The sequence below is a fragment of the Escherichia sp. KTE172 genome, assembly GCF_000408845.1.
Classification (GTDB): domain Bacteria; phylum Pseudomonadota; class Gammaproteobacteria; order Enterobacterales; family Enterobacteriaceae; genus Escherichia; species Escherichia coli.
Genome location: NZ_KE137316.1, coordinates 1,118,544 through 1,138,429, shown reverse-complemented (window position 1 = coordinate 1,138,429; position 19,886 = coordinate 1,118,544). Strand labels below are relative to the sequence as shown.

General features: G+C 54.1%; 27 protein-coding genes. All 27 read left to right on the top strand.

The genetic code is table 11. The annotated features are described in order from the left end of the window. The first annotated feature begins 22 nt into the window (after positions 1-22). The 27 genes from G434_RS18070 (at position 23) to ogrK (ending at position 19,753) form a co-directional block, all read left to right on the top strand. Entirely contained in the window at positions 23-877 is an 855-nt protein-coding gene (locus G434_RS18070) for a GPO family capsid scaffolding protein (protein WP_001607695.1), read from the top strand. Positions 878-935: 58 nt separating this feature from the next. Next, complete coding sequence (locus G434_RS18075) at positions 936-2,009, top strand: phage major capsid protein, P2 family (protein ID WP_016239052.1); 1,074 nt, start codon at positions 936-938, stop codon at positions 2,007-2,009. A 3-nt stretch (positions 2,010-2,012) separates the two neighbouring features. Further along, on the top strand, positions 2,013-2,756 hold the full coding sequence (locus tag G434_RS18080; RefSeq protein WP_016239051.1) for a phage terminase small subunit: 744 nt from the start codon (positions 2,013-2,015) through the stop codon (positions 2,754-2,756). 99 nt (positions 2,757-2,855) lie between these two features. Continuing rightward, the gene (locus G434_RS18085) at positions 2,856-3,365 is read left to right on the top strand and encodes a head completion/stabilization protein (protein ID WP_000988636.1); all 510 of its coding nucleotides are present in this window, start codon (positions 2,856-2,858) and stop codon (positions 3,363-3,365) included. Continuing rightward, entirely contained in the window at positions 3,365-3,568 is a 204-nt protein-coding gene (locus G434_RS18090) for a tail protein X (protein WP_000846409.1), read from the top strand. The genes G434_RS18085 and G434_RS18090 overlap by 1 nt, the downstream gene beginning before the upstream one ends. A gap of 3 nt (positions 3,569-3,571) precedes the next feature. Next, positions 3,572-3,853 (top strand): phage holin family protein, encoded by a 282-nt coding sequence (locus tag G434_RS18095; protein WP_000123123.1) that lies wholly within the window; start codon positions 3,572-3,574, stop codon positions 3,851-3,853. Continuing rightward, positions 3,853-4,350, top strand: coding sequence for a glycoside hydrolase family 24 protein (locus G434_RS18100; RefSeq protein WP_001144101.1), 498 nt, complete (start codon positions 3,853-3,855; stop codon positions 4,348-4,350). Before G434_RS18095 ends, G434_RS18100 begins: the two co-directional genes overlap by 1 nt. A 14-nt stretch (positions 4,351-4,364) precedes the next feature. After that, positions 4,365-4,790 (top strand): DNZ54_00345 family protein, encoded by a 426-nt coding sequence (locus G434_RS18105; RefSeq protein ID WP_016239050.1) that lies wholly within the window; start codon positions 4,365-4,367, stop codon positions 4,788-4,790. After that, positions 4,778-5,203, top strand: coding sequence for an Rz-like lysis system protein LysB (gene lysB / locus G434_RS30695; RefSeq protein ID WP_016239049.1), 426 nt, complete (start codon positions 4,778-4,780; stop codon positions 5,201-5,203). Before G434_RS18105 ends, lysB begins: the two co-directional genes overlap by 13 nt. Further along, positions 5,085-5,348: an Rz1-like lysis system protein LysC gene (gene lysC / locus G434_RS30460; RefSeq protein ID WP_225855581.1), complete on the top strand. Its 264-nt coding sequence runs from the start codon at positions 5,085-5,087 to the stop codon at positions 5,346-5,348. Before lysB ends, lysC begins: the two co-directional genes overlap by 119 nt. Next, entirely contained in the window at positions 5,311-5,778 is a 468-nt protein-coding gene (locus G434_RS18120; RefSeq protein WP_000917152.1) for a phage tail protein, read from the top strand. Before lysC ends, G434_RS18120 begins: the two co-directional genes overlap by 38 nt. Next, positions 5,771-6,223 carry a phage virion morphogenesis protein gene (locus tag G434_RS18125; RefSeq protein ID WP_001001780.1) on the top strand — a complete coding sequence of 151 codons (453 nt, stop codon included), beginning with the start codon at positions 5,771-5,773 and terminating at the stop codon, positions 6,221-6,223. The genes G434_RS18120 and G434_RS18125 overlap by 8 nt, the downstream gene beginning before the upstream one ends. 66 nt (positions 6,224-6,289) lie before the next feature. Further along, positions 6,290-6,925 (top strand): phage baseplate assembly protein V, encoded by a 636-nt coding sequence (locus G434_RS18130; RefSeq protein WP_001093757.1) that lies wholly within the window; start codon positions 6,290-6,292, stop codon positions 6,923-6,925. Next, the gene (locus G434_RS18135; RefSeq protein ID WP_000127143.1) at positions 6,922-7,269 is read left to right on the top strand and encodes a GPW/gp25 family protein; all 348 of its coding nucleotides are present in this window, start codon (positions 6,922-6,924) and stop codon (positions 7,267-7,269) included. Before G434_RS18130 ends, G434_RS18135 begins: the two co-directional genes overlap by 4 nt. Positions 7,270-7,273: 4 nt before the next feature. Then, positions 7,274-8,182 carry a baseplate assembly protein gene (locus tag G434_RS18140; protein WP_016239048.1) on the top strand — a complete coding sequence of 303 codons (909 nt, stop codon included), beginning with the start codon at positions 7,274-7,276 and terminating at the stop codon, positions 8,180-8,182. After that, entirely contained in the window at positions 8,175-8,705 is a 531-nt protein-coding gene (locus G434_RS18145) for a phage tail protein I (protein WP_001285345.1), read from the top strand. The genes G434_RS18140 and G434_RS18145 overlap by 8 nt, the downstream gene beginning before the upstream one ends. Before the next feature lie 10 nt (positions 8,706-8,715). Continuing rightward, positions 8,716-11,475, top strand: a complete 2,760-nt coding sequence (locus G434_RS18150; RefSeq protein ID WP_016239047.1) for a phage tail-collar fiber domain-containing protein — start codon at positions 8,716-8,718, stop codon at positions 11,473-11,475. Between the two features lie 3 nt (positions 11,476-11,478). After that, positions 11,479-12,006 (top strand): tail fiber assembly protein, encoded by a 528-nt coding sequence (locus G434_RS18155; RefSeq protein ID WP_001164156.1) that lies wholly within the window; start codon positions 11,479-11,481, stop codon positions 12,004-12,006. Between the two features lie 221 nt (positions 12,007-12,227). Further along, positions 12,228-12,821, top strand: a complete 594-nt coding sequence (locus G434_RS18160) for a hypothetical protein (protein ID WP_042209895.1) — start codon at positions 12,228-12,230, stop codon at positions 12,819-12,821. A 329-nt stretch (positions 12,822-13,150) separates the two neighbouring features. Further along, complete coding sequence (locus G434_RS18165) at positions 13,151-14,341, top strand: phage tail sheath protein (protein ID WP_001286691.1); 1,191 nt, start codon at positions 13,151-13,153, stop codon at positions 14,339-14,341. A 12-nt stretch (positions 14,342-14,353) separates the two neighbouring features. After that, positions 14,354-14,872 carry a phage major tail tube protein gene (locus G434_RS18170; protein ID WP_001251408.1) on the top strand — a complete coding sequence of 173 codons (519 nt, stop codon included), beginning with the start codon at positions 14,354-14,356 and terminating at the stop codon, positions 14,870-14,872. A gap of 56 nt (positions 14,873-14,928) precedes the next feature. Further along, complete coding sequence (locus G434_RS18175) at positions 14,929-15,204, top strand: phage tail assembly protein (RefSeq protein ID WP_001031303.1); 276 nt, start codon at positions 14,929-14,931, stop codon at positions 15,202-15,204. After that, positions 15,201-15,356, top strand: a complete 156-nt coding sequence (locus G434_RS0125025; RefSeq protein WP_000143830.1) for a GpE family phage tail protein — start codon at positions 15,201-15,203, stop codon at positions 15,354-15,356. Before G434_RS18175 ends, G434_RS0125025 begins: the two co-directional genes overlap by 4 nt. Then, positions 15,349-17,796, top strand: a complete 2,448-nt coding sequence (locus tag G434_RS18180) for a phage tail tape measure protein (RefSeq protein WP_016239045.1) — start codon at positions 15,349-15,351, stop codon at positions 17,794-17,796. The genes G434_RS0125025 and G434_RS18180 overlap by 8 nt, the downstream gene beginning before the upstream one ends. Before the next feature lie 14 nt (positions 17,797-17,810). After that, positions 17,811-18,290, top strand: a complete 480-nt coding sequence (locus G434_RS18185; RefSeq protein WP_000978896.1) for a phage tail protein — start codon at positions 17,811-17,813, stop codon at positions 18,288-18,290. Beyond that, positions 18,290-19,453 carry a phage late control D family protein gene (locus G434_RS18190; protein ID WP_000882975.1) on the top strand — a complete coding sequence of 388 codons (1,164 nt, stop codon included), beginning with the start codon at positions 18,290-18,292 and terminating at the stop codon, positions 19,451-19,453. Before G434_RS18185 ends, G434_RS18190 begins: the two co-directional genes overlap by 1 nt. Positions 19,454-19,534: 81 nt before the next feature. Beyond that, complete coding sequence (gene ogrK / locus G434_RS27260) at positions 19,535-19,753, top strand: prophage transcriptional regulator OgrK (RefSeq protein WP_000468308.1); 219 nt, start codon at positions 19,535-19,537, stop codon at positions 19,751-19,753. Positions 19,754-19,886 lie beyond the last annotated feature (133 nt).

The following is a 19,886-nucleotide window of genomic DNA, read 5'->3' as shown; positions in this document are numbered from 1 at the left end:
TCACTATTCAGGACTCCTGACAATGGCAAAAAAAGTCTCAAAATTCTTTCGTATCGGCGTTGAGGGTGACACCTGTGACGGGCGTGTCATCAGTGCGCAGGATATTCAGGAAATGGCCGAAACCTTTGACCCGCGAGTCTATGGTTGCCGCATTAACCTGGAACATCTGCGCGGCGTCCTGCCTGACGGTATTTTTAAGCGTTATGGCGATGTGGTCGAACTGAAGGCCGAAAAGATTGACGATGATTCGGCGCTGAAAGGCAAATGGGCGCTGTTTGCGAAAATCACCCCGACCGATGACCTTATCGCGATGAACAAGGCCGCGCAGAAGGTCTATACCTCAATGGAAATTCAGCCGAACTTTGCCAATACCGGCAAATGTTATCTGGTGGGTCTGGCCGTCACCGATGACCCGGCAAGCCTCGGCACGGAATACCTGGAATTCTGCCGCACGGCAAAACACAACCCCCTGAACCGCTTCAAATTAAGCCCTGAAAACCTGATTTCAGTGGCAACGCCCGTTGAGCTGGAATTTGAAGACCTGCCTGAAACCGTGTTCACCGCCCTGACCGAAAAGGTGAAGTCCATTTTTGGCCGCAAACAGGCCAGCGATGACGCCCGTCTGAATGACGTGCATGAAGCGGTGACCGCTGTTGCTGAACATGTGCAGGAAAAACTGAGCGCCACTGAGCAGCGCCTCGCTGAGATGGAAACCGCTTTTTCCGCACTTAAGCAGGATGTGACTGACAGGGCGGATGAAACCAGCCAGGCATTCACCCGCCTGAAAAACAGTCTCGACCACACCGAAAGTCTGACCCAGCAGCGCCGCAGCAAGGCCACCGGTGGTGGCGGTGACGCCCTGATGACGAACTGCTGACCGGCGTCAGTCAGTCCGGGAAAACCTTCACGATTAACCCTTAATTTCAGGAAAAACTATGCGCCAGGAAACCCGCTTTAAATTTAATGCCTACCTGTCCCGTGTTGCCGAACTGAACGGCATCGACGCCGGTGATGTGTCGAAAAAATTCACCGTTGAACCGTCGGTCACCCAGACCCTGATGAACACCATGCAGGAGTCCTCTGACTTTCTGACCCGCATCAACATTGTGCCGGTCAGCGAAATGAAAGGGGAAAAAATTGGCATCGGTGTCACCGGCTCCATCGCCAGCACCACCGACACCGCCGGTGGCACCGAGCGTCAGCCGAAGGACTTCTCGAAGCTGGCGTCAAACAAGTACGAATGCGACCAGATTAACTTCGATTTTTATATCCGCTACAAAACGCTGGACCTGTGGGCGCGTTATCAGGATTTCCAGCTCCGTGTCCGTAACGCCATTATCAAACGCCAGTCCCTTGATTTAATCATGGCCGGTTTTAACGGCGTGAGGCGTGCCGGAACCTCTGACCGCAGCAGCAATCCGATGCTGCAGGATGTGGCGGTCGGCTGGCTGCAGAAATACCGCAATGAAGCCCCGGCGCGCGTGATGAGCAAGGTCGCTGACGAGGAAGGTCGCACCACCTCTGAGGTCATCCGCGTGGGTAAGGGCGGTGATTATGCCAGCCTTGACGCACTGGTGATGGATGCGACCAACAACCTGATTGAGCCGTGGTATCAGGAAGACCCTGACCTTGTGGTGATTGTGGGACGTCAGCTACTGGCGGACAAGTATTTTCCCATCGTCAACAAGGAGCAGGACAACAGCGAAATGCTGGCCGCTGACGTCATCATCAGCCAGAAACGCATCGGTAACCTGCCGGCGGTACGCGTCCCGTACTTCCCGGCGGATGCGATGCTCATCACAAAGCTGGAAAACCTGTCCATCTACTACATGGATGACAGCCATCGCCGCGTGATTGAGGAAAACCCGAAACTCGACCGCGTGGAGAACTACGAGTCAATGAACATTGATTACGTGGTGGAAGACTACGCCGCCGGTTGTCTGGTGGAAAAAATTAAGGTCGGTGATTTCTCCACACTGGCTAAAGCGACCGCAGAGCCGGGAGCGTAACCGATGACGAGTCCCGCACAGCGCCACATGATGCGGGTCTCGGCAGCGATGACCGCGCAGCGGGAAGCCGCCCCGCTGCGACATGCAACTGTCTATGAGCAGATGCTGGTTAAGCTCGCCGCAGACCAGCGCACACTGAAAGCGATTTATTCAAAAGAGCTGAAGGCCGCGAAAAAACGCGAACTGCTGCCGTTCTGGTTGCCGTGGGTGAACGGCGTGCTGGAGCAGGGCAAAGGTGCACAGGATGACATTCTGATGACGGTCATGCTGTGGCGTCTGGATACCGGCGATATTGCCGGTGCGCTGGAGATTGCCCGTTATGCCCTGAAGTACGGTCTGACCATGCCGGGTAAACACCGCCGTACCCCGCCGTACATGTTCACCGAGGAGGTAGCGCTTGCGGCCATGCGCGCTCACGCTGCCGGTGAGTCTGTGGATACCCGCCTGCTGACGGAGACCCTTGAACTGACCGCCACGGCTGACATGCCTGATGAAGTGCGCGCAAAGCTGCACAAAATCACCGGTCTGTTTCTGCGTGACGGTGGTGATGCCGCCGGTGCGCTGGCTCACCTGCAACGTGCGACACAGCTCGACTGTCAGGCAGGCGTCAAAAAAGAGATTGAACGACTGGAGCGGGAGCTGAAACCGAAGCCGGAGCCGCAGCCCAAAGCGGCCACCCGCGCCCCGCGTAAGATCCGGAGCGTGACACCGGCAAAACGTGGACGCCCGAAAAAGAAAGCCAGTTAACAACCGAATGCGCCCCGCGCCAGGGCGGCACGCCGGTCAGTGAGGGTGAATCACCTGACACTGCACCGGCGTCCACCGCCCGACTTTTCAGAGGTAGTCATGATGACGCTGATTATTCCGCGAAAGGAGGCTCCCGTGTCCGGTGAGGGTACGGTGGTCATCCCGCAACCGGCAGGCGACGAGCCGGTGATTAAAAACACGTTCTTTTTTCCCGATATCGACCCGAAGCGCGTCCGGGAACGTATGCGCCTTGAGCAGACCGTCGCCCCCGCCCGTCTGCGTGAGGCCATCAAGTCAGGCATGGCGGAGACGAATGCGGAGCTGTACGAGTACCGCGAACAGAAAATTGCCGCCGGTTTTACGCGTCTGGCGGACGTCCCGGCGGACGACATCGACGGTGAAAGCATCAAAGTTTTTTACTACGAGCGCGCCGTGTGTGCGATGGCGACCGCGTCGCTTTATGAACGTTATCGCGGTGTGGATGCCAGTGCGAAAGGCGACAAGAAGGCCGACAGCATTGACAGCACCATTGATGAGCTGTGGCGGGATATGCGCTGGGCAGTGGCGCGCATCCAGGGCAAGCCGCGCTGCATCGTGAGTCAAATCTGATGAAGACCTTTGCGCTACAGGGCGACACGCTCGACGCCATTTGTGTCCGGTATTACGGGCGCACTGAGGGCGTGGTTGAGACCGTGCTCGCCGCAAATCCGGGACTGGCTGAACTGGGTGCGGTGCTGCCACACGGCACCGCCGTCGAACTGCCCGACGTTCAGACCGCGCCCGTGGCTGAAACTGTCAATCTGTGGGAGTAACGCATGACAGCAGAAGAAAAAAGCGTCCTGTCGCTTTTCATGATTGGGGTGCTGATTGTTGTCGGCAAGGTGCTTGCCGGTGGTGAACCCATCACCCCGCGTCTGTTTATCGGGCGCATGTTGCTCGGTGGTTTTGTCTCGATGGTTGCCGGTGTTGTTCTGGTGCAGTTTCCTGACCTGTCACTGCCTGCGGTGTGCGGCATCGGCTCCATGCTGGGTATCGCCGGTTATCAGGTGATTGAGATTGCCATTCAGCGCCGCTTTAAGGGCAGGGGGAAACCGTAATGCCGGTTATTAACACGCATCAGAATATCGCCGCCTTTCTCGACATGCTGGCCGTGTCCGAAGGGACGGCAAACCATCCGCTGACGAAAAACCGGGGCTATGACGTGATAGTCACCGGACTGGACGGGAAGCCGGAAATTTTCACCGACTACAGTGACCACCCGTTCGCGCATGGCCGACCGGCGAAGGTGTTTAACCGTCGCGGTGAAAAGTCCACGGCATCCGGTCGCTATCAGCAGCTTTACCTGTTCTGGCCGCACTACCGCAAACAGCTTGCCCTGCCGGATTTCAGTCCGTTGTCACAGGACAGGCTCGCCATTCAGTTGATCCGCGAACGCGGTGCACTGGATGACATCCGGGCGGGACGCATTGAGCGCGCTATTTCACGCTGTCGCAATATCTGGGCGTCCCTGCCGGGAGCCGGTTACGGTCAGCGTGAGCATTCACTGGAAAAACTGGTCACCGTCTGGCGTACCGCTGGCGGCGTACCGGCTTAAACGGAGTAAACACCATGAAGAAATTATCCCTTTCACTGATGCTGAACGTGTCGCTGGCGCTGATGCTGGCACTGTCCCTGATTTACCCGCAGAGCGTGGCCGTCAGTTTTGTCGCCGCCGGGGCGATTCTGGCGACGGTTATCTGTGTGGTTGCCGGTGGTGTCGGCGTGTATGCCACAGAGTATGTACTGGAGCGCTACGGGCGGGAGCTGTCGCCGGAATCGCTGGCCGTGAAGATTGTCGCGTCGCTGTTTTTGCAGCCGGTGCCGTGGCGCAGACGGGCGGCGGCTCTGGTGGTGATGGTGGCGACGTTTATCTCGCTGGTCGCTGCCGGGTGGATTTTTACTGCGCTGATTTACCTCGTGGCGTCGGTGTTTTTCCGGCTGATACGTAAAGCCTGTCGTCAGCGTCTTGAGGGGCGGGAATTATGTCAAAGCTGATGATTGTGCTGGTCGTGTTGTTATCGCTGGCGGTGGCGGGGCTGTTTCTGGCGAAGCATGAAAACGCCAGCCTGCGCACCTCACTGGACAGGGCGAACAGCGTCGCCAGCGGGCAGCAGACGACCATCACCATGCTGAAAAATCAGCTTCATGTTGCACTCACCAGGGCAGACAAAAACGAGCTGGCGCAGGTGGCACTGCGTCAGGAACTGGAGAACGCCGCGAAGCGTGAAGCACTGCGCGAGAAAACCATCACGAGGTTACTTAATGAAAACGAGGATTTTCGCCGCTGGTATGGCGCTGACCTGCCTGATGCTGTGCGCCGGTTGCACCAGCGCCCCGCCTGCACCGACGCCAGTGATTGTCCACAACGCCTGCCCGAAAGTGAGTCTTTGCCCGATGCCGGGCAGTGACCCGGAGACGAACGGCGATTTAAGTGCCGATATCCGGCAGCTTGAGAACGCGCTGGCACGCTGTGCCAGCCAGGTAAAAATGATTAAACACTGTCAGGACGAAAACGATGCTCAAACCCGACAGCCTGCGCAGGGCGCTGACTGATGCCGTCACGGTGCTGAAAACTAACCCCGATATGCTGCGGATATTCGTGGATAACGGGAGTATTGCTTCCACACTGGCGACGTCGCTGTCATTCGAAAAGCGTTACACGCTCAATGTCATTGTGACCGACTTTACCGGTGATTTTGACCTGCTCATCGTGCCGGTGCTGGCGTGGCTGCGGGAAAATCAGCCCGACATCATGACCACCGACGCAGGTCAGAAAAAGGGCTTCACGTTTTATGCAGACATCAACAATGACAGCAGCTTTGATATCAGCATCAGCCTGATGCTGACCGAGCGAACGCTGGTCAGTGAGGTGGACGGCGCACTGCATGTGAAGAATATCCCGGAACCTCCGCCGCCGGAGCCGGTCACCCGCCCGGTGGAGCTTTATATCAATGGCGAACTGGTGAGCAAGTGGGATGAATGAGTTTAAGCGTTTTGAAGACCGGCTGACCGGACTTATTGAATCGCTGTCACCGTCAGGGCGTCGACGACTGAGTGCCGAACTGGCGAAACGTCTGCGTCAGAGTCAGCAGCGTCGGGTGATGGCACAGAAAGCCCCGGACGGCACACCCTACGCGCCACGCCAGCAGCAGAGCGCCAGAAAAAAGACCGGTCGCGTTAAGCGAAAAATGTTTGCGAAACTTATCACCAGTCGTTTTTTGCATATCCGCGCCAGCCCGGAACAGGCATCAATGGAGTTTTACGGCGGGAAGTCACCGAAAATCGCCAGCGTGCATCAGTTCGGTCTGTCGGAAGAAAACCGGAAAGACGGTAAGAAAATTGATTATCCGGCGCGTCCTCTGCTCGGCTTTACCGGTGAGGATGTGCAGATGATTGAAGAGATTATCCTGGCTCACCTCGACCGTTAGTTGTGCCATTCCCGACACCTCATCGTCACATTGCCGCCGGTATGACCCGGCGGCATCCTTCCCGTTATGAACACTCTCGCAAATATTCAGGAACTCGCGCGCGCACTGCGCAACATGATTCGCACCGGCGTTATCGTCGAAACCGACCTTAACGCCGGTCGCTGCCGTGTGCAGACCGGCGGCATGTGTACCGACTGGCTGCAGTGGCTGACCCATCGCGCCGGACGTTCGCGCACATGGTGGGCACCTTCCGTGGGGGAACAGGTGCTGATTCTGGCCGTGGGCGGTGAACTCGACACGGCGTTCGTTCTGCCGGGGATTTATTCCGGCGATAACCCCGCGCCGTCTGCGTCGGCGGATGCCCTGCATATCCGTTTCCCTGACGGGGCGGTGATTGAGTATGAACCCGAAACCAGTGCACTCACGGTAAGCGGAATTAAAACGGCCAGCGTGACGGCTTCTGATTCTGTTACTGCCACGGTGCCGGTGGTCATGGTGAAAGCATCAACCCGCGTCACCCTGGACACACCGGAGGTGGTCTGCACTAACAAACTGACTACCGGCACGCTGGAAGTGCAGAAGGGTGGGACGATGCGCGGCAACATTGAACACACCGGTGGTGAACTCTCATCAAACGGTAAGGTGCTGCATACCCATAAACACCCCGGCGACAGCGGCGGCACAACCGGGAGCCCTCTATGACAGCGCGTTATCTCGGAATGAATTGCAGTGATGGCCTGACTGTCACTGACCTTGAGCATATCAGCCAGAGTATCGGCGATATCCTGCGCACACCGGTCGGCTCGCGGGTGATGCGTCGTGATTACGGCTCGTTGCTGGCGTCAATGATTGACCAGCCGCAGACTCCGGCGCTTGAGTTGCAGATTAAGGTCGCCTGTTACATGGCGGTGCTGAAATGGGAACCCCGCGTCACCCTGTCATCCGTCACCACGGCGCGCAGCTTTGACGGTCGAATGACAGTTACGTTAACCGGCCAGCATAACGACACCGGCCAGCCACTTTCGTTAACCATCCCTGTGAGTTGAAACCATGCCGATTATCGACCTGAACCAGCTACCCGCACCGGATGTGGTTGAGGAGCTGGACTTTGAAACCATTCTCGCCGAACGCAAGGCGACACTGATTTCCCTTTACCCGGAAGACCAGCAGGAGGCGGTCGCCCGTACCCTGACGCTGGAATCTGAGCCTCTCGTCAAACTGCTGGAGGAAAATGCTTATCGTGAGCTTATCTGGCGTCAGCGTGTGAATGAGGCTGCACGGGCGGTAATGCTGGCCTGTGCCGCCGGTAATGACCTTGATGTGATTGGTGCCAATTACAACACCACGCGCCTGACTATCACCCCGGCAGATGATTCGACCATTCCGCCGACACCGGCAGTGATGGAATCTGACACCGATTATCGTCTGCGTATTCAGCAGGCCTTTGAAGGTTTAAGCGTCGCCGGGTCGGTGGGTGCCTATCAGTATCATGGTCGCAGTGCTGACGGGCGTGTCGCGGATATCTCTGTTACCAGTCCGTCTCCGGCCTGCGTCACCATCTCCGTGCTGTCACGTGAAAATAACGGTGTGGCATCCGAAGACCTGCTGGCTGTGGTGCGTAACGCCCTTAATGGCGAGGACGTCAGGCCGGTGGCTGACCGTGTGACCGTGCAGTCTGCCGCCATTGTTGAATACCAGATAAACGCCACGCTGTATCTTTACCCTGGTCCAGAAAGCGAACCCATCCGCGCTGCTGCCGTGAAAAAACTGGAAGCGTACATCACGGCACAGCACCGGCTGGGGCGCGACATCCGTCTGTCTGCCATTTATGCCGCTTTGCATGTGGAAGGCGTGCAGCGTGTCGAACTGGCTGCACCGCTGGCCGACATCGTGCTTAACAATACGCAGGCGTCTTTCTGCACCGAATACCGCGTCGTGACCGGAGGCTCGGATGAGTGATTCGCGCCTGCTGCCAACCGGCTCATCGCCGCTTGAAGTTGCCGCCGCAAAAGCCTGTGCGGAAATTGAAAAAACGCCGGTCAGTATTCGTGAGCTGTGGAACCCGGACACCTGCCCGGCAAATCTGCTGCCGTGGCTGGCGTGGTCATTTTCGGTCGACAGGTGGGATGAAAAGTGGCCGGAAGCGACAAAACGCGCCGTTATCCGCGATGCCTATTTCATCCACTGTCATAAAGGCACTGTCGGCGCAATCCGGCGTGTGGTGGAGCCGCTCGGCTATCTCATTAACGTAAAGGAATGGTGGGAGACAAACGACCCGCCCGGAACCTTCCGCCTTGATATCGGCGTACTGGAAAGCGGCATCACGGAGGAGATGTATCTGGAAATGGAACGGCTTATTGCCGATGCCAAACCCGCAAGTCGCCACCTTATCGGTCTGAACATTATCCAGGACATTCCCGGCTGTCTGTATACAGGCGGTGTGGTCTGTGATGGTGATGTTATTACTGTTTATCCCGGATAAGTGAGAAACAATGAGCACGAAATTTAAAACCGTTATCACTACTGCCGGAGCCGCGAAGCTGGCAGCCGCCACTGTTCCCGGCGGGAAAAAAGTAAACCTGTCTGCAATGGCTGTGGGTGACGGTAATGGCCAATTGCCGGTGCCGGATGCCGGTCAGACGAAACTGGTGCATGAAGTCTGGCGTCATGCACTGAATAAAGTCAGTGTGGATAACAAGAATAAAAACTATATCGTGGCTGAACTGGTTGTTCCGCCAGAAGTGGGCGGCTTCTGGATGCGTGAGCTTGGTCTGTATGACGATGCCGGAACACTGATTGCGGTATCCAACATGGCAGAAAGCTATAAGCCAGAACTGGCTGAAGGCTCCGGACGTGCGCAGACCTGCCGCATGGTTATTATTCTCAGCAACGTGGCGTCCGTTGAGCTGAGTATTGATGCCAGCACAGTGATGGCGACGCAGGATTACGTCGATGACAAAATCGCAGAGCATGAGCAGTCCCGCCGCCATCCTGACGCCACGCTGACAGAAAAAGGTTTTACTCAGTTAAGCAGTGCAACAAACAGCACCAGTGAAAAGCAGGCTGCAACGCCAAAGGCAGTAAAAGCAGCCTATGACAATGCTGAGAAACGTCTGCAGAAAGACCAGAACGGTGGCGATATTCCAGATAAGGACGCTTTTCTGGACAATGTTGGCGTTACCAGCCTGACGTTTATGAAAAACAATGGCGAAATGCCGCTTGATGCTGATCTGAATACATTTGGTCCCGTTAAGGCTTATCTGGGAATCTGGTCTAAAACTACCTCAACTAACGCAACACTGGAGAAAAATTTCCCGGAAGATAATGCTGTCGGTGTGCTTGAGGTTTTTGCTGCCGGCAATTTTGCAGGTACGCAACGCTTCACCACGAGAGACGGCAATGTATACATACGCAGACTCGCCAATAAGTGGAATGGCTCTGATGGTCCGTGGGGCATATGGCGTCACACTCAATCAGCTACCCGCCCTTTGAGTACGACTATAGACCTGAATACGCTTGGAGCCGCCGAACATCTTGGTTTATGGCGTAACAGTAGCTCGGCTATAGCTTCATATGAACGCAATTATCCAGAGGAAGGCGGCTTTGCTCAGGGGATGCTTGAGATCCTCGAAGGCGGAAATTATGGAAGAACGCAACGTTATACCACTCGCCGTGGAAATATGTATGTCCGCTGCCTTGCGGCAAGCTGGGATGCATCAAATCCGCAGTGGGAACCGTGGTTAAGAGTCGGTCATCAGTCAGAGAGTCGTTATTACGAAGGTGATTTGAATGATGTAACCTCACCAGGTATTTACAGCGTTACAGGTAAAGCGACCAACGGTCCAGTACTGGACGGAAACGGCGTGACTGTACTCGGCATTCTGGAAGTGTTGAGGCGGTTTGATGGTGTTAATGTATGGCAGCGTTATACAACTGCCGGAACAGGTACAACCCTTAAAGGCCGCACCTTTGAGCGCGTCTTTACCGGCAGCTCATGGAGCGAATGGCGGGAAGTCTACACCTCGTATTCACTTCCCCTGAATCTGGGTATCGGCGGTGCTGTGGCAAAGCTCACCAGCCTGGACTGGCAGACCTACGATTTTGTGCCGGGCAGTCTGATAACCGTTAGGCTGGATAATATGACCAATATTCCCGACGGTATGGACTGGGGCGTCATTGATGGCAACCTGATAAACATCGCAGTTGGTCCGAGTGATGATTCCGGTACGGGGCGCTCAATGCATGTATGGCGCAGCACTGTAAGTAAAGCGAACTACCGATTTTTTATGGTGCGTATTTCAGGAAATCCGGGAAGCCGCACGATCACAGCAAGACGAGTACCAATCATTGACGAAGCCCAGACATGGGGCGCGAAACAGACATTCAGTGCTGGCCTTTCTGGTGAACTGTCCGGCAATGCGGCGACAGCAACAAAGCTGAAAACAGCCCGTAAAATTAATAACGTTTCGTTTGATGGAACATCAGATATTAACCTGACGCCGAAAAATATTGGTGCATTTGCTTCAGGAAAAACAGGAGACACCGTTGCGAATGATAAAGCCGTTGGGTGGAACTGGAGTAGCGGAGCCTATAACGCAACTACTGGTGGGGCATCAACGTTAATTCTTCATTTTAATATCGGTGAAGGAAGTTGTCCCGCCGCCCAGTTCCGCGTTAATTATAAGAACGGCGGTATTTTTTATCGTTCTGCTCGTGACGGTTACGGATTCGAGGCTGACTGGTCTGAGTTTTATACCACAACGCGAAAACCTACAGCGGGAGATGTCGGTGCACTGCCGTTATCTGGTGGTCAATTGAATGGTGCTCTGGGTATAGGAACATCCAGTGCTCTTGGCGGTAATTCGATTGTTTTGGGTGATAATGACACGGGCTTTAAACAAAATGGTGATGGTAATCTGGATGTTTATGCTAATAGCGTCCATGTTATGCGCTTTGTCTCGGGAAGTATTCAAAGTAATAAAACCATAAATATTACGGGGCGTGTTAATCCCTCGGATTACGGTAACTTTGATTCCCGCTATGTCCGGGATATCCGGCTTGGTGGTGCTGCCACATACAAACCTGCGAACAATGGCATGACATGGACACATCAGGCACCGTCCGGGTGTGTATATTCCGGCATTATTGTTCAGGATACCGGCTCAAACTCTGCCGATAACATTGGTGGTGTATATTACAGACCGGTTCAGAAATACATTAACGGGACATGGTATAACGTGGCGCAGGTATAATTTATGCAGCATTTAAAAAATATTACGGCGGGTAATCCAAAAACGGTTGAACAATATCAATTGACAAAAGACTTTGATGTTGTCTGGTTTTTTTCAGAAGATGGTAAGAACTGGTACGAAGAACAAAAGTATTTTGCTGATGACACGCTAAAAATAGCGTACGACAAAGATAATATCATCCGCTATGTGGAAAAGGATGTGACAGCTATCAGACCGGATGGATTAAGTGTTGTTGAAGTGGCGGATATTACTGCTAACCGACGGGCGGACATTTCAGGGAACTGGATGTTTAAGGACGGCAAAGTGATTAAACGCATTTATACGGCAGAGGAATTGCTGCAGCAGGCAGAAAACCGGAAAGCCAGACTTCTTGCAGATGCTGAATCCGTGATTTTGCCGCTGGAGCGCGCGGTCAGACTGAACATGGCAACAGATGAGGAGCGTAGCCGACTGGATGCATGGGAGCGTTACAGCGTTCTGGTCAGTCGTGTGGATCCTGCAAATCCTGAATGGCCGGAAATGCCGCAATAAGTTGTATGATCTCTGGAGTGAGCAAACATATCTATGGCACAGAGTAAAGCCTAATCTGACAGGCCGCTCTGTGTCTGGAGTAGATTTTAGTAAAGCATTATTTTATTAGTGCAAATTCTAATCAATACATTTTATGTATATGATATCCTGCAGACTTTAATGACTTGGTTTAGGCTAACCAGATAACACTGAAGGAATATTTTTGATAATTAAGGTGCGGTATGTTTACTAAGCGACGATTAAAAAATATTAACTGGGAGGCAAGTTCAGTGATTCTTGCTATGGTTCTCTTTGTTGGAAATATATTTTATACAAATCATCGTGATGATATAACTATGGAGGCTGAGAGGGACAGTATCAGAACAATGTTTGCATATGAAATCGCTAATAACCATCGCGCTCTCACTTTTCTTGATAAAACGAGATATATTGGCTTTGACGAAAATTCGGAGCATTTTGTTGGCGAGCCTTTTGCCATTAATGTCAAATCATTAGGGGGGCCTCGCTTACAGATTGCATTAAACCAGACTGATAAAGTGTTTAAATCCTACTTCAGCGAATTAAGTAAGCTTGATAAAGAGGATGTTACTCTTCTTATGGACTATTACCATGAGCAAAGCATCCTGCTGGAGCGTGTAAAATCTACGTTACAGAAGATGAAAAGTGGTAATGATATTAAAGTTGATATTGATGGTTACTTATTAGAAGAACACTTCATGAATGAGCTTAATCTTTCTAATATTTTGCTTAAACGCTATAGCCATTTGTTGTCACAACACACCAAAGAACATAAAACAAAAGATTTACATAATTGATAATCTGCTAATGGTTATTCATGGGGTAACTATGTTTTATATGTAATCCAACTCAGATGAATTATTGATTCTGGATAATAACCGCAGAGCGGTATATACCCTGACAGGCAAATGTCCGCTTCTTGTTCAAAGCAGACCGTCAGATTTGATAACTTTTGGGCTATGTAAATTGTCAGTCGGAAAATGAGTGAGTTCAAATCAGGACAGGCGGGCGAATTGCCCGCCTTTTCTTTATCTGTTGTTTCATCCACTGACCAGCCAGGTCAAATAGCGTCTCATGCTCTGCACAACAGAAAATAGTTGCACCCATTAACCACGGAGTTAAACGGATGAGTGACTATCATCATGGCGTGCAGGTGCTGGAGATTAACGACGGCACCCGCGTCATTTCCACCGTATCCACTGCCATTGTCGGCATGGTCTGCACGGCCAGCGATGCGGATGCGGAAACCTTCCCCCTCAATAAACCTGTGCTGATTACCAATGCCCAGAGCGCAATTGCAAAGGCCGGTAAAAAAGGCACGCTGGCGGCATCGTTACAGGCCATCGCCGACCAGTCAAAACCGGTCACCGTTGTCGTGCGTGTGGAAGACGGCACCGGCGAAGACGAAGAAACGAAACTCGCGCAGACCGTTTCCAATATCATCGGCACCACCGACGAAAACGGTCAGTACACCGGACTGAAAGCCCTGCTGGCGGCGGAGTCGGTAACCGGTGTTAAACCGCGTATTCTCGGCGTGCCGGGACTGGACACCAAAGAGGTGGCTGTTGCACTGGCATCAGTCTGTCAGAAGCTGCGCGCTTTCGGGTATATCAGCGCATGGGGCTGTAAAACCATTTCCGAGGTGAAAGCCTACCGCCAGAATTTCAGCCAGCGTGAGCTGATGGTCATCTGGCCGGATTTCCTCGCATGGGATACGGTCGCCAGTACCACCGCCACCGCGTATGCCACCGCCCGTGCGCTGGGGCTGCGTGCTAAAATCGACCAGGAGCAGGGCTGGCATAAAACGCTGTCCAACGTCGGGGTGAACGGTGTTACCGGCATCAGCGCATCTGTATTCTGGGATTTGCAGGAGTCCGGCACCGATGCTGACCTGCTGAACGAGGCAGGCGTCACAACGCTGATTCGCCGCGACGGTTTCCGCTTCTGGGGTAACCGTACCTGCTCTGATGACCCGCTGTTCCTCTTTGAGAACTACACCCGCACTGCGCAGGTGCTGGCCGACACGATGGCTGAGGCGCACATGTGGGCTGTGGATAAGCCCATCACCGCAACGCTGATTCGCGACATCGTTGACGGCATTAATGCCAAATTCCGTGAGCTGAAAACAAACGGCTATATCGTGGATGCGACCTGCTGGTTCAGCGAAGAATCCAACGATGCGGAAACCCTCAAGGCCGGAAAACTGTATATCGACTACGACTATACACCGGTGCCTCCTCTCGAAAACCTGACCCTGCGCCAGCGTATTACCGATAAATACCTGGCAAATCTGGTCACCTCGGTTAACAGCAATTAAGGAGCCTGACCGATGGCAATGCCGCGCAAACTCAAGTTAATGAACGTCTTTCTGAACGGCTACAGCTATCAGGGCGTCGCGAAGTCCGTCACGCTGCCAAAACTGACCCGTAAGCTCGAAAACTATCGCGGTGCGGGGATGAACGGCAGCGCACCGGTAGACCTCGGCCTTGATGACGATGCGCTGTCAATGGAGTGGTCGCTCGGTGGCTTCCCGGATTCGGTTATCTGGGAGCTTTACGCCGCAACCGGTGTGGATGCCGTACCGATTCGTTTTGCAGGCTCTTACCAGCGCGACGATACCGGCGAAACGGTGGCCGTCGAGGTGGTCATGCGTGGACGTCAGAAAGAAATCGACACCGGCGAGGGCAAACAGGGAGAAGACACCGAGTCGAAAATCTCCGTGGTCTGCACCTATTTCCGGCTGACGATGGACGGTAAGGAGCTGGTCGAAATCGACACCATCAACATGATTGAGAAGGTGAACGGCGTCGACCGGCTGGAGCAACACCGCCGCAATATCGGCCTGTGATTTTCATCCGGTCAGCCTGGCTGACCGGTTAACCCCGATTCAGAAGTGAGAAAACCATGAACAAAGAAAACGTCATTACCCTGGACAATCCGGTCAAACGTGGTGAGCAGGTTATCGAACAGGTCACGCTGATGAAACCCAATGCCGGGACGCTGCGCGGTGTCAGTCTGGCTGCAGTCGCGAACTCCGAAGTCGATGCACTGATTAAAGTGCTGCCGCGCATGACGGCACCGATGCTGACCGAGCAGGAAGTCGCCGCGCTGGAACTGCCTGACCTTGTGGCGCTGGCCGGTAAGGTGGTCGGTTTTTTGTCGCCGAACTCGGTGCAGTGACGTTTCCGAAAAATCTCTCGGTCGATGACCTGATGGCGGATGTGGCAGTGATATTTCACTGGCCGCCATCAGAACTGTATCCCATGAGCCTGACCGAACTCATCACATGGCGCGAAAAGGCGCTCCGGCGAAGCGGAAACACGAATGAGTAACAATGTAAAATTACAGGTATTGCTCAGGGCTGTTGACCAGGCATCCCGCCCGTTTAAATCCATCCGTACAGCGAGCAGGTCGCTGTCGGGGGATATCCGGGAAACACAAAAATCACTGCGCGAGCTGAACGGTCACGCATCCCGTATTGAGGGATTTCGCAAGACCAGCGCACAGCTCGCCGTGACTGGTCATGCACTTGAAAAGGCACGGCAGGAGGCCGAAGCCCTTGCCACACAGTTTAAAAACACCGAACGTCCGACACGTGCTCAGGCGAAAGTGCTGGAATCCGCGAAGCGTGCGGCGGAGGACTTACAGGCGAAATATAACCGCCTGACGGATTCCGTTAAACGCCAGCAGCGGGAACTGGCCGTTGTGGGAATTAATACCCGCAATCTTGCACATGATGAGCAGGGACTGAAAAACCGTATCAGTGAAACCACCGCACAGCTTAACCGTCAGCGCGACGCGCTGGCGCGTGTCAGTGCACAACAGGCAAAACTTAACGCAGTAAAACAGCGTTATCAGGCCGGAAAGGAACTGGCCGGAAATATGGCCTCAGTGGGTGCTGCCGGTGTGGGGATTGCGGCGGCGGGAACGATGGCCGGAGTTAAGCTGCTGATGCCCGGTTATGAGTTTGCGCAGAAAAACTCAGAATTGCAGGCCGTGCTCGGAGTGGCAAAAGACTCCGCCGAAATGACCGCACTACGCAAACAGGCGCGCCAGCTCGGCGACAATACCGCCGCCTCGGCGGATGATGCAGCCGGTGCACAGATTATCATTGCGAAAGCCGGTGGGGATGTTGATGCCATTCAGGCGGCAACGCCGGTCACGCTGAATATGGCACTGGCGAACCGCCGCACGATGGAAGAAAACGCCGCCCTGCTGATGGGGATGAAATCCGCCTTTCAGCTTTCAAACGATAAGGTCGCTCATATCGGGGATGTTCTCTCCATGACGATGAACAAAACCGCCGCTGATTTTGACGGCATGAGCGATGCGCTGACCTATGCCGCACCTGTGGCAAAAAATGCCGGTGTCAGCATTGAAGAAACCGCCGCAATGGTCGGGGCGCTGCATGATGCAAAAATCACAGGTTCAATGGCGGGGACGGGAAGCCGTGCCGTGTTAAGCCGCCTGCAGGCACCGACGGGAAAAGCATGGGATGCACTCAAAGAGCTTGGCGTGAAAACCTCAGACAGCAAGGGGAATACCCGACCAGTATTTACCATTCTGAAAGAAATGCAGGCCAGTTTTGAGAAAAACCGGCTCGGTACTGCCCAGCAGGCTGAATACATGAAAACCATTTTCGGGGAGGAGGCCAGCTCAGCCGCCGCCGTGCTGATGACTGCCGCCTCAACTGGAAAGCTGGACAAACTGACCGCTGCGTTTAAAGCCTCAGACGGGAAGACCGCCGAGCTGGTAAATATCATGCAGGACAACCTCGGCGGTGACTTTAAGGAGTTTCAGTCCGCTTATGAGGCGGTGGGGACTGACCTGTTTGACCAGCAGGAAGGCGCACTGCGTAAGCTCACGCAGACGGCCACAAAGTATGTGTTAAAACTCGACGGCTGGATACAGAAAAACAAATCACTGGCGTCAACCATCGGCCTCATTGCCGGTGGTGCACTGGCGCTGACTGCTGTCATCGGTGCCATTGGCCTCGTAGCCTGGCCGGTTATCACTGGCATCAATGCCATCATCGCGGCAGCAGGCGCAATGGGGGCAATCTTCACGACGGTTGGCAGTGCTGTTATGACGGCCATCGGGGCGATTAGCTGGCCGGTTGTGGCCGTGGTGGCCGCCATTGTCGCCGGGGCGTTGCTTATCCGTAAATATTGGGAGCCTGTCAGCGCATTCTTTGGCGGTGTGGTGGAAGGGCTGAAAGCGGCATTTGCGCCGGTGGGGGAACTGTTCACGCCACTTAAGCCGGTGTTTGACTGGCTGGGCGAAAAGTTACAGGCCGCGTGGCAGTGGTTTAAAAACCTGATTGCCCCGGTCAAAGCCACCCGGGACACCCTGAACCGTTGCCGTGACACGGGCGTCATGTTCGGGCAGGCACTGGCTGACGCGCTGATGCTGCCGCTTAATGCGTTCAACAAACTGCGCAGCGGTATTGACTGGGTACTGGAAAAACTCGGTGTTATCAACAAAGAGTCAGACACACTTGACCAGACCGCCGCAAGGACTCATGCCGCCACGTATGGCACCGGTGGGTATATTCCGGCGACCAGCTCTTATGCAGGCTATCAGGCTTATCAGCCGGTCACGGCACCGGCTGGCCGCTCTTATGTAGACCAGAGTAAAAACGAATATCACATCAGCCTTACGGGTGGTACTGCGCCGGGGACACAGCTTGACCGCCAGTTACAGGATGCACTCGAAAAATACGAGCGGGATAAACGTGCGCGCGCCCGTGCCAGCATGATGCATGACGGTTAAGGAGGTGACGAACAATGATGCTCGCGTTAGGTATGTTTGTTTTTATGCGCCAGACGCTGCCACACCAGACCATGCAGCGTGAATCAGATTATCGCTGGCCGTCAAATTCCCGTATCGGTAAACGGGATGCCTTTCAGTTTCTCGGTGTGGGTGAGGAAAACATCACGCTTGCCGGTGTGCTTTATCCCGAACTGACCGGCGGCAAGCTGACGATGACCACGCTCAGGCTGATGGCAGAGGAAGGCCGGGCGTGGCCGTTGCTGGATGGCACCGGCATGATTTACGGCATGTATGTCATCAGCAGGGTGAGTGAAACAGGGAGTATTTTCTTTGCAGACGGCACACCCCGGAAAATTGATTTTACGCTGTCACTTACCCGCGTTGATGAATCACTGGCCGCGCTTTATGGCGATATAGGTAAACAGGCGGAATCGCTCATCGGTAAGGCTGGCAGTATGGCGACTAAATTCACGGGTATGACGGGGGCGGGATAATGCTGGATGCGCTGACATTTGATGCAGGCAGTACGCTGACACCGGATTACATGCTGATGCTCGACAGCAGGGATATTACCGGCAATATCAGCGACCGTCTGATGAGCATGACCCTGACGGATAACCGGGGCTTTGAGGCTGACCAGCTTGATATTGAACTGAACGATGCCGACGGGCAGGTCGGGCTGCCGGTTCGTGGCGCTGTCCTGACGGTGTATATCGGCTGGAAAGGTTTTGCCCTGGTATGCAAAGGGAAATTCACCGTTGATGAGGTTGAACACCGGGGCGCACCGGATGTGGTTACCATCCGCGCCCGGAGTGCAGATTTTCGCGGGACGCTCAATTCCCGCCGTGAAGGCTCCTGGCATGACACCACGCTCGGTGCGATTGTTGAGGCGATAGCCTCCCGTAACAGGCTGGAAGCCAGTGTCGCGCCGTCACTGGCAGGAATTAAAATCCCGCACATCGACCAGTCGCAGGAGTCTGATGCGAAATTCCTGACCCGTCTTGCAGAACGCAACGGTGGTGAGGTCTCGGTAAAAATGGGAAAACTGTTGTTTCTCAAAGCGGGGCAGGGGGTGACGGCCAGCGGTAAAAAAATCCCGCAGGTCACCATAACCCGCAGCGACGGCGACCGCCACCATTTTGCGATTGCTGACCGTGGAGCCTATACCGGCGTAACGGCAAAGTGGCTTCACACCAAAGACCCGAAGCCGCAAAAGCAGAAGGTAAAACTGAAACGCAAAAAGAAAGAAAAACACCTGCGCGCACTGGAGCACCCGAAAGCGAAACCAGTCACGCAGAAGAAAGCGCCAAAAGTACCGGAAGCGCGCGAAGGTGAATACATGGCCGGTGAGGCTGACAACGTTTTTGCCCTGACCACGGTATATGCCACGAAAGCGCAGGCCATGCGCGCCGCTCAGGCGAAGTGGGACAAACTGCAACGGGGCGTCGCGGAGTTCTCCATCAGTCTGGCTACCGGTCGGGCAGATATTTACACGGAAACGCCGGTCAAAGTGTCAGGCTTTAAGCGCGTCATAGACGAGCAGGACTGGACAATCACTAAGGTGACACATTTTCTGAATAATAGCGGCTTCACGACGTCCTTGGAGCTTGAGGTCAGGCTTTCTGATGTGGAGTACGAAACAGAAGATGATGAGTGATGTTTTTATTTTATCTGTTTGTTTTATAAGGATAAATTAACTAAAATGGCACCATCAACAAAACCGGAAGAGGTGCTCGCGATGTTTCATTGTCCTTTATGCCAGCATGCCGCACATGCGCGTACAAGTCGCTATATCACTGACACGACAAAAGAGCGTTATCACCAGTGCCAGAACGTGAATTGCAGCGCCACGTTCATCACTTATGAGTCGGTACAGCGATACATCGTGAAGCCGGGAGAAGTCCACGCCGTAAGGCCGCACCCGTTACCGTCAGGGCAGCAAATTATGTGGATGTAATTACAAACAGAAAGCCCCTCAGTCGAGGGGCTTTTTTGTCGATGTGGTCAATGTGTGGACGTGACCAGAAATAAATCCTTTTATTTCATTGTATTACGCGTAAAAAATAAGCCCGTGTAAGGGAGATTACACA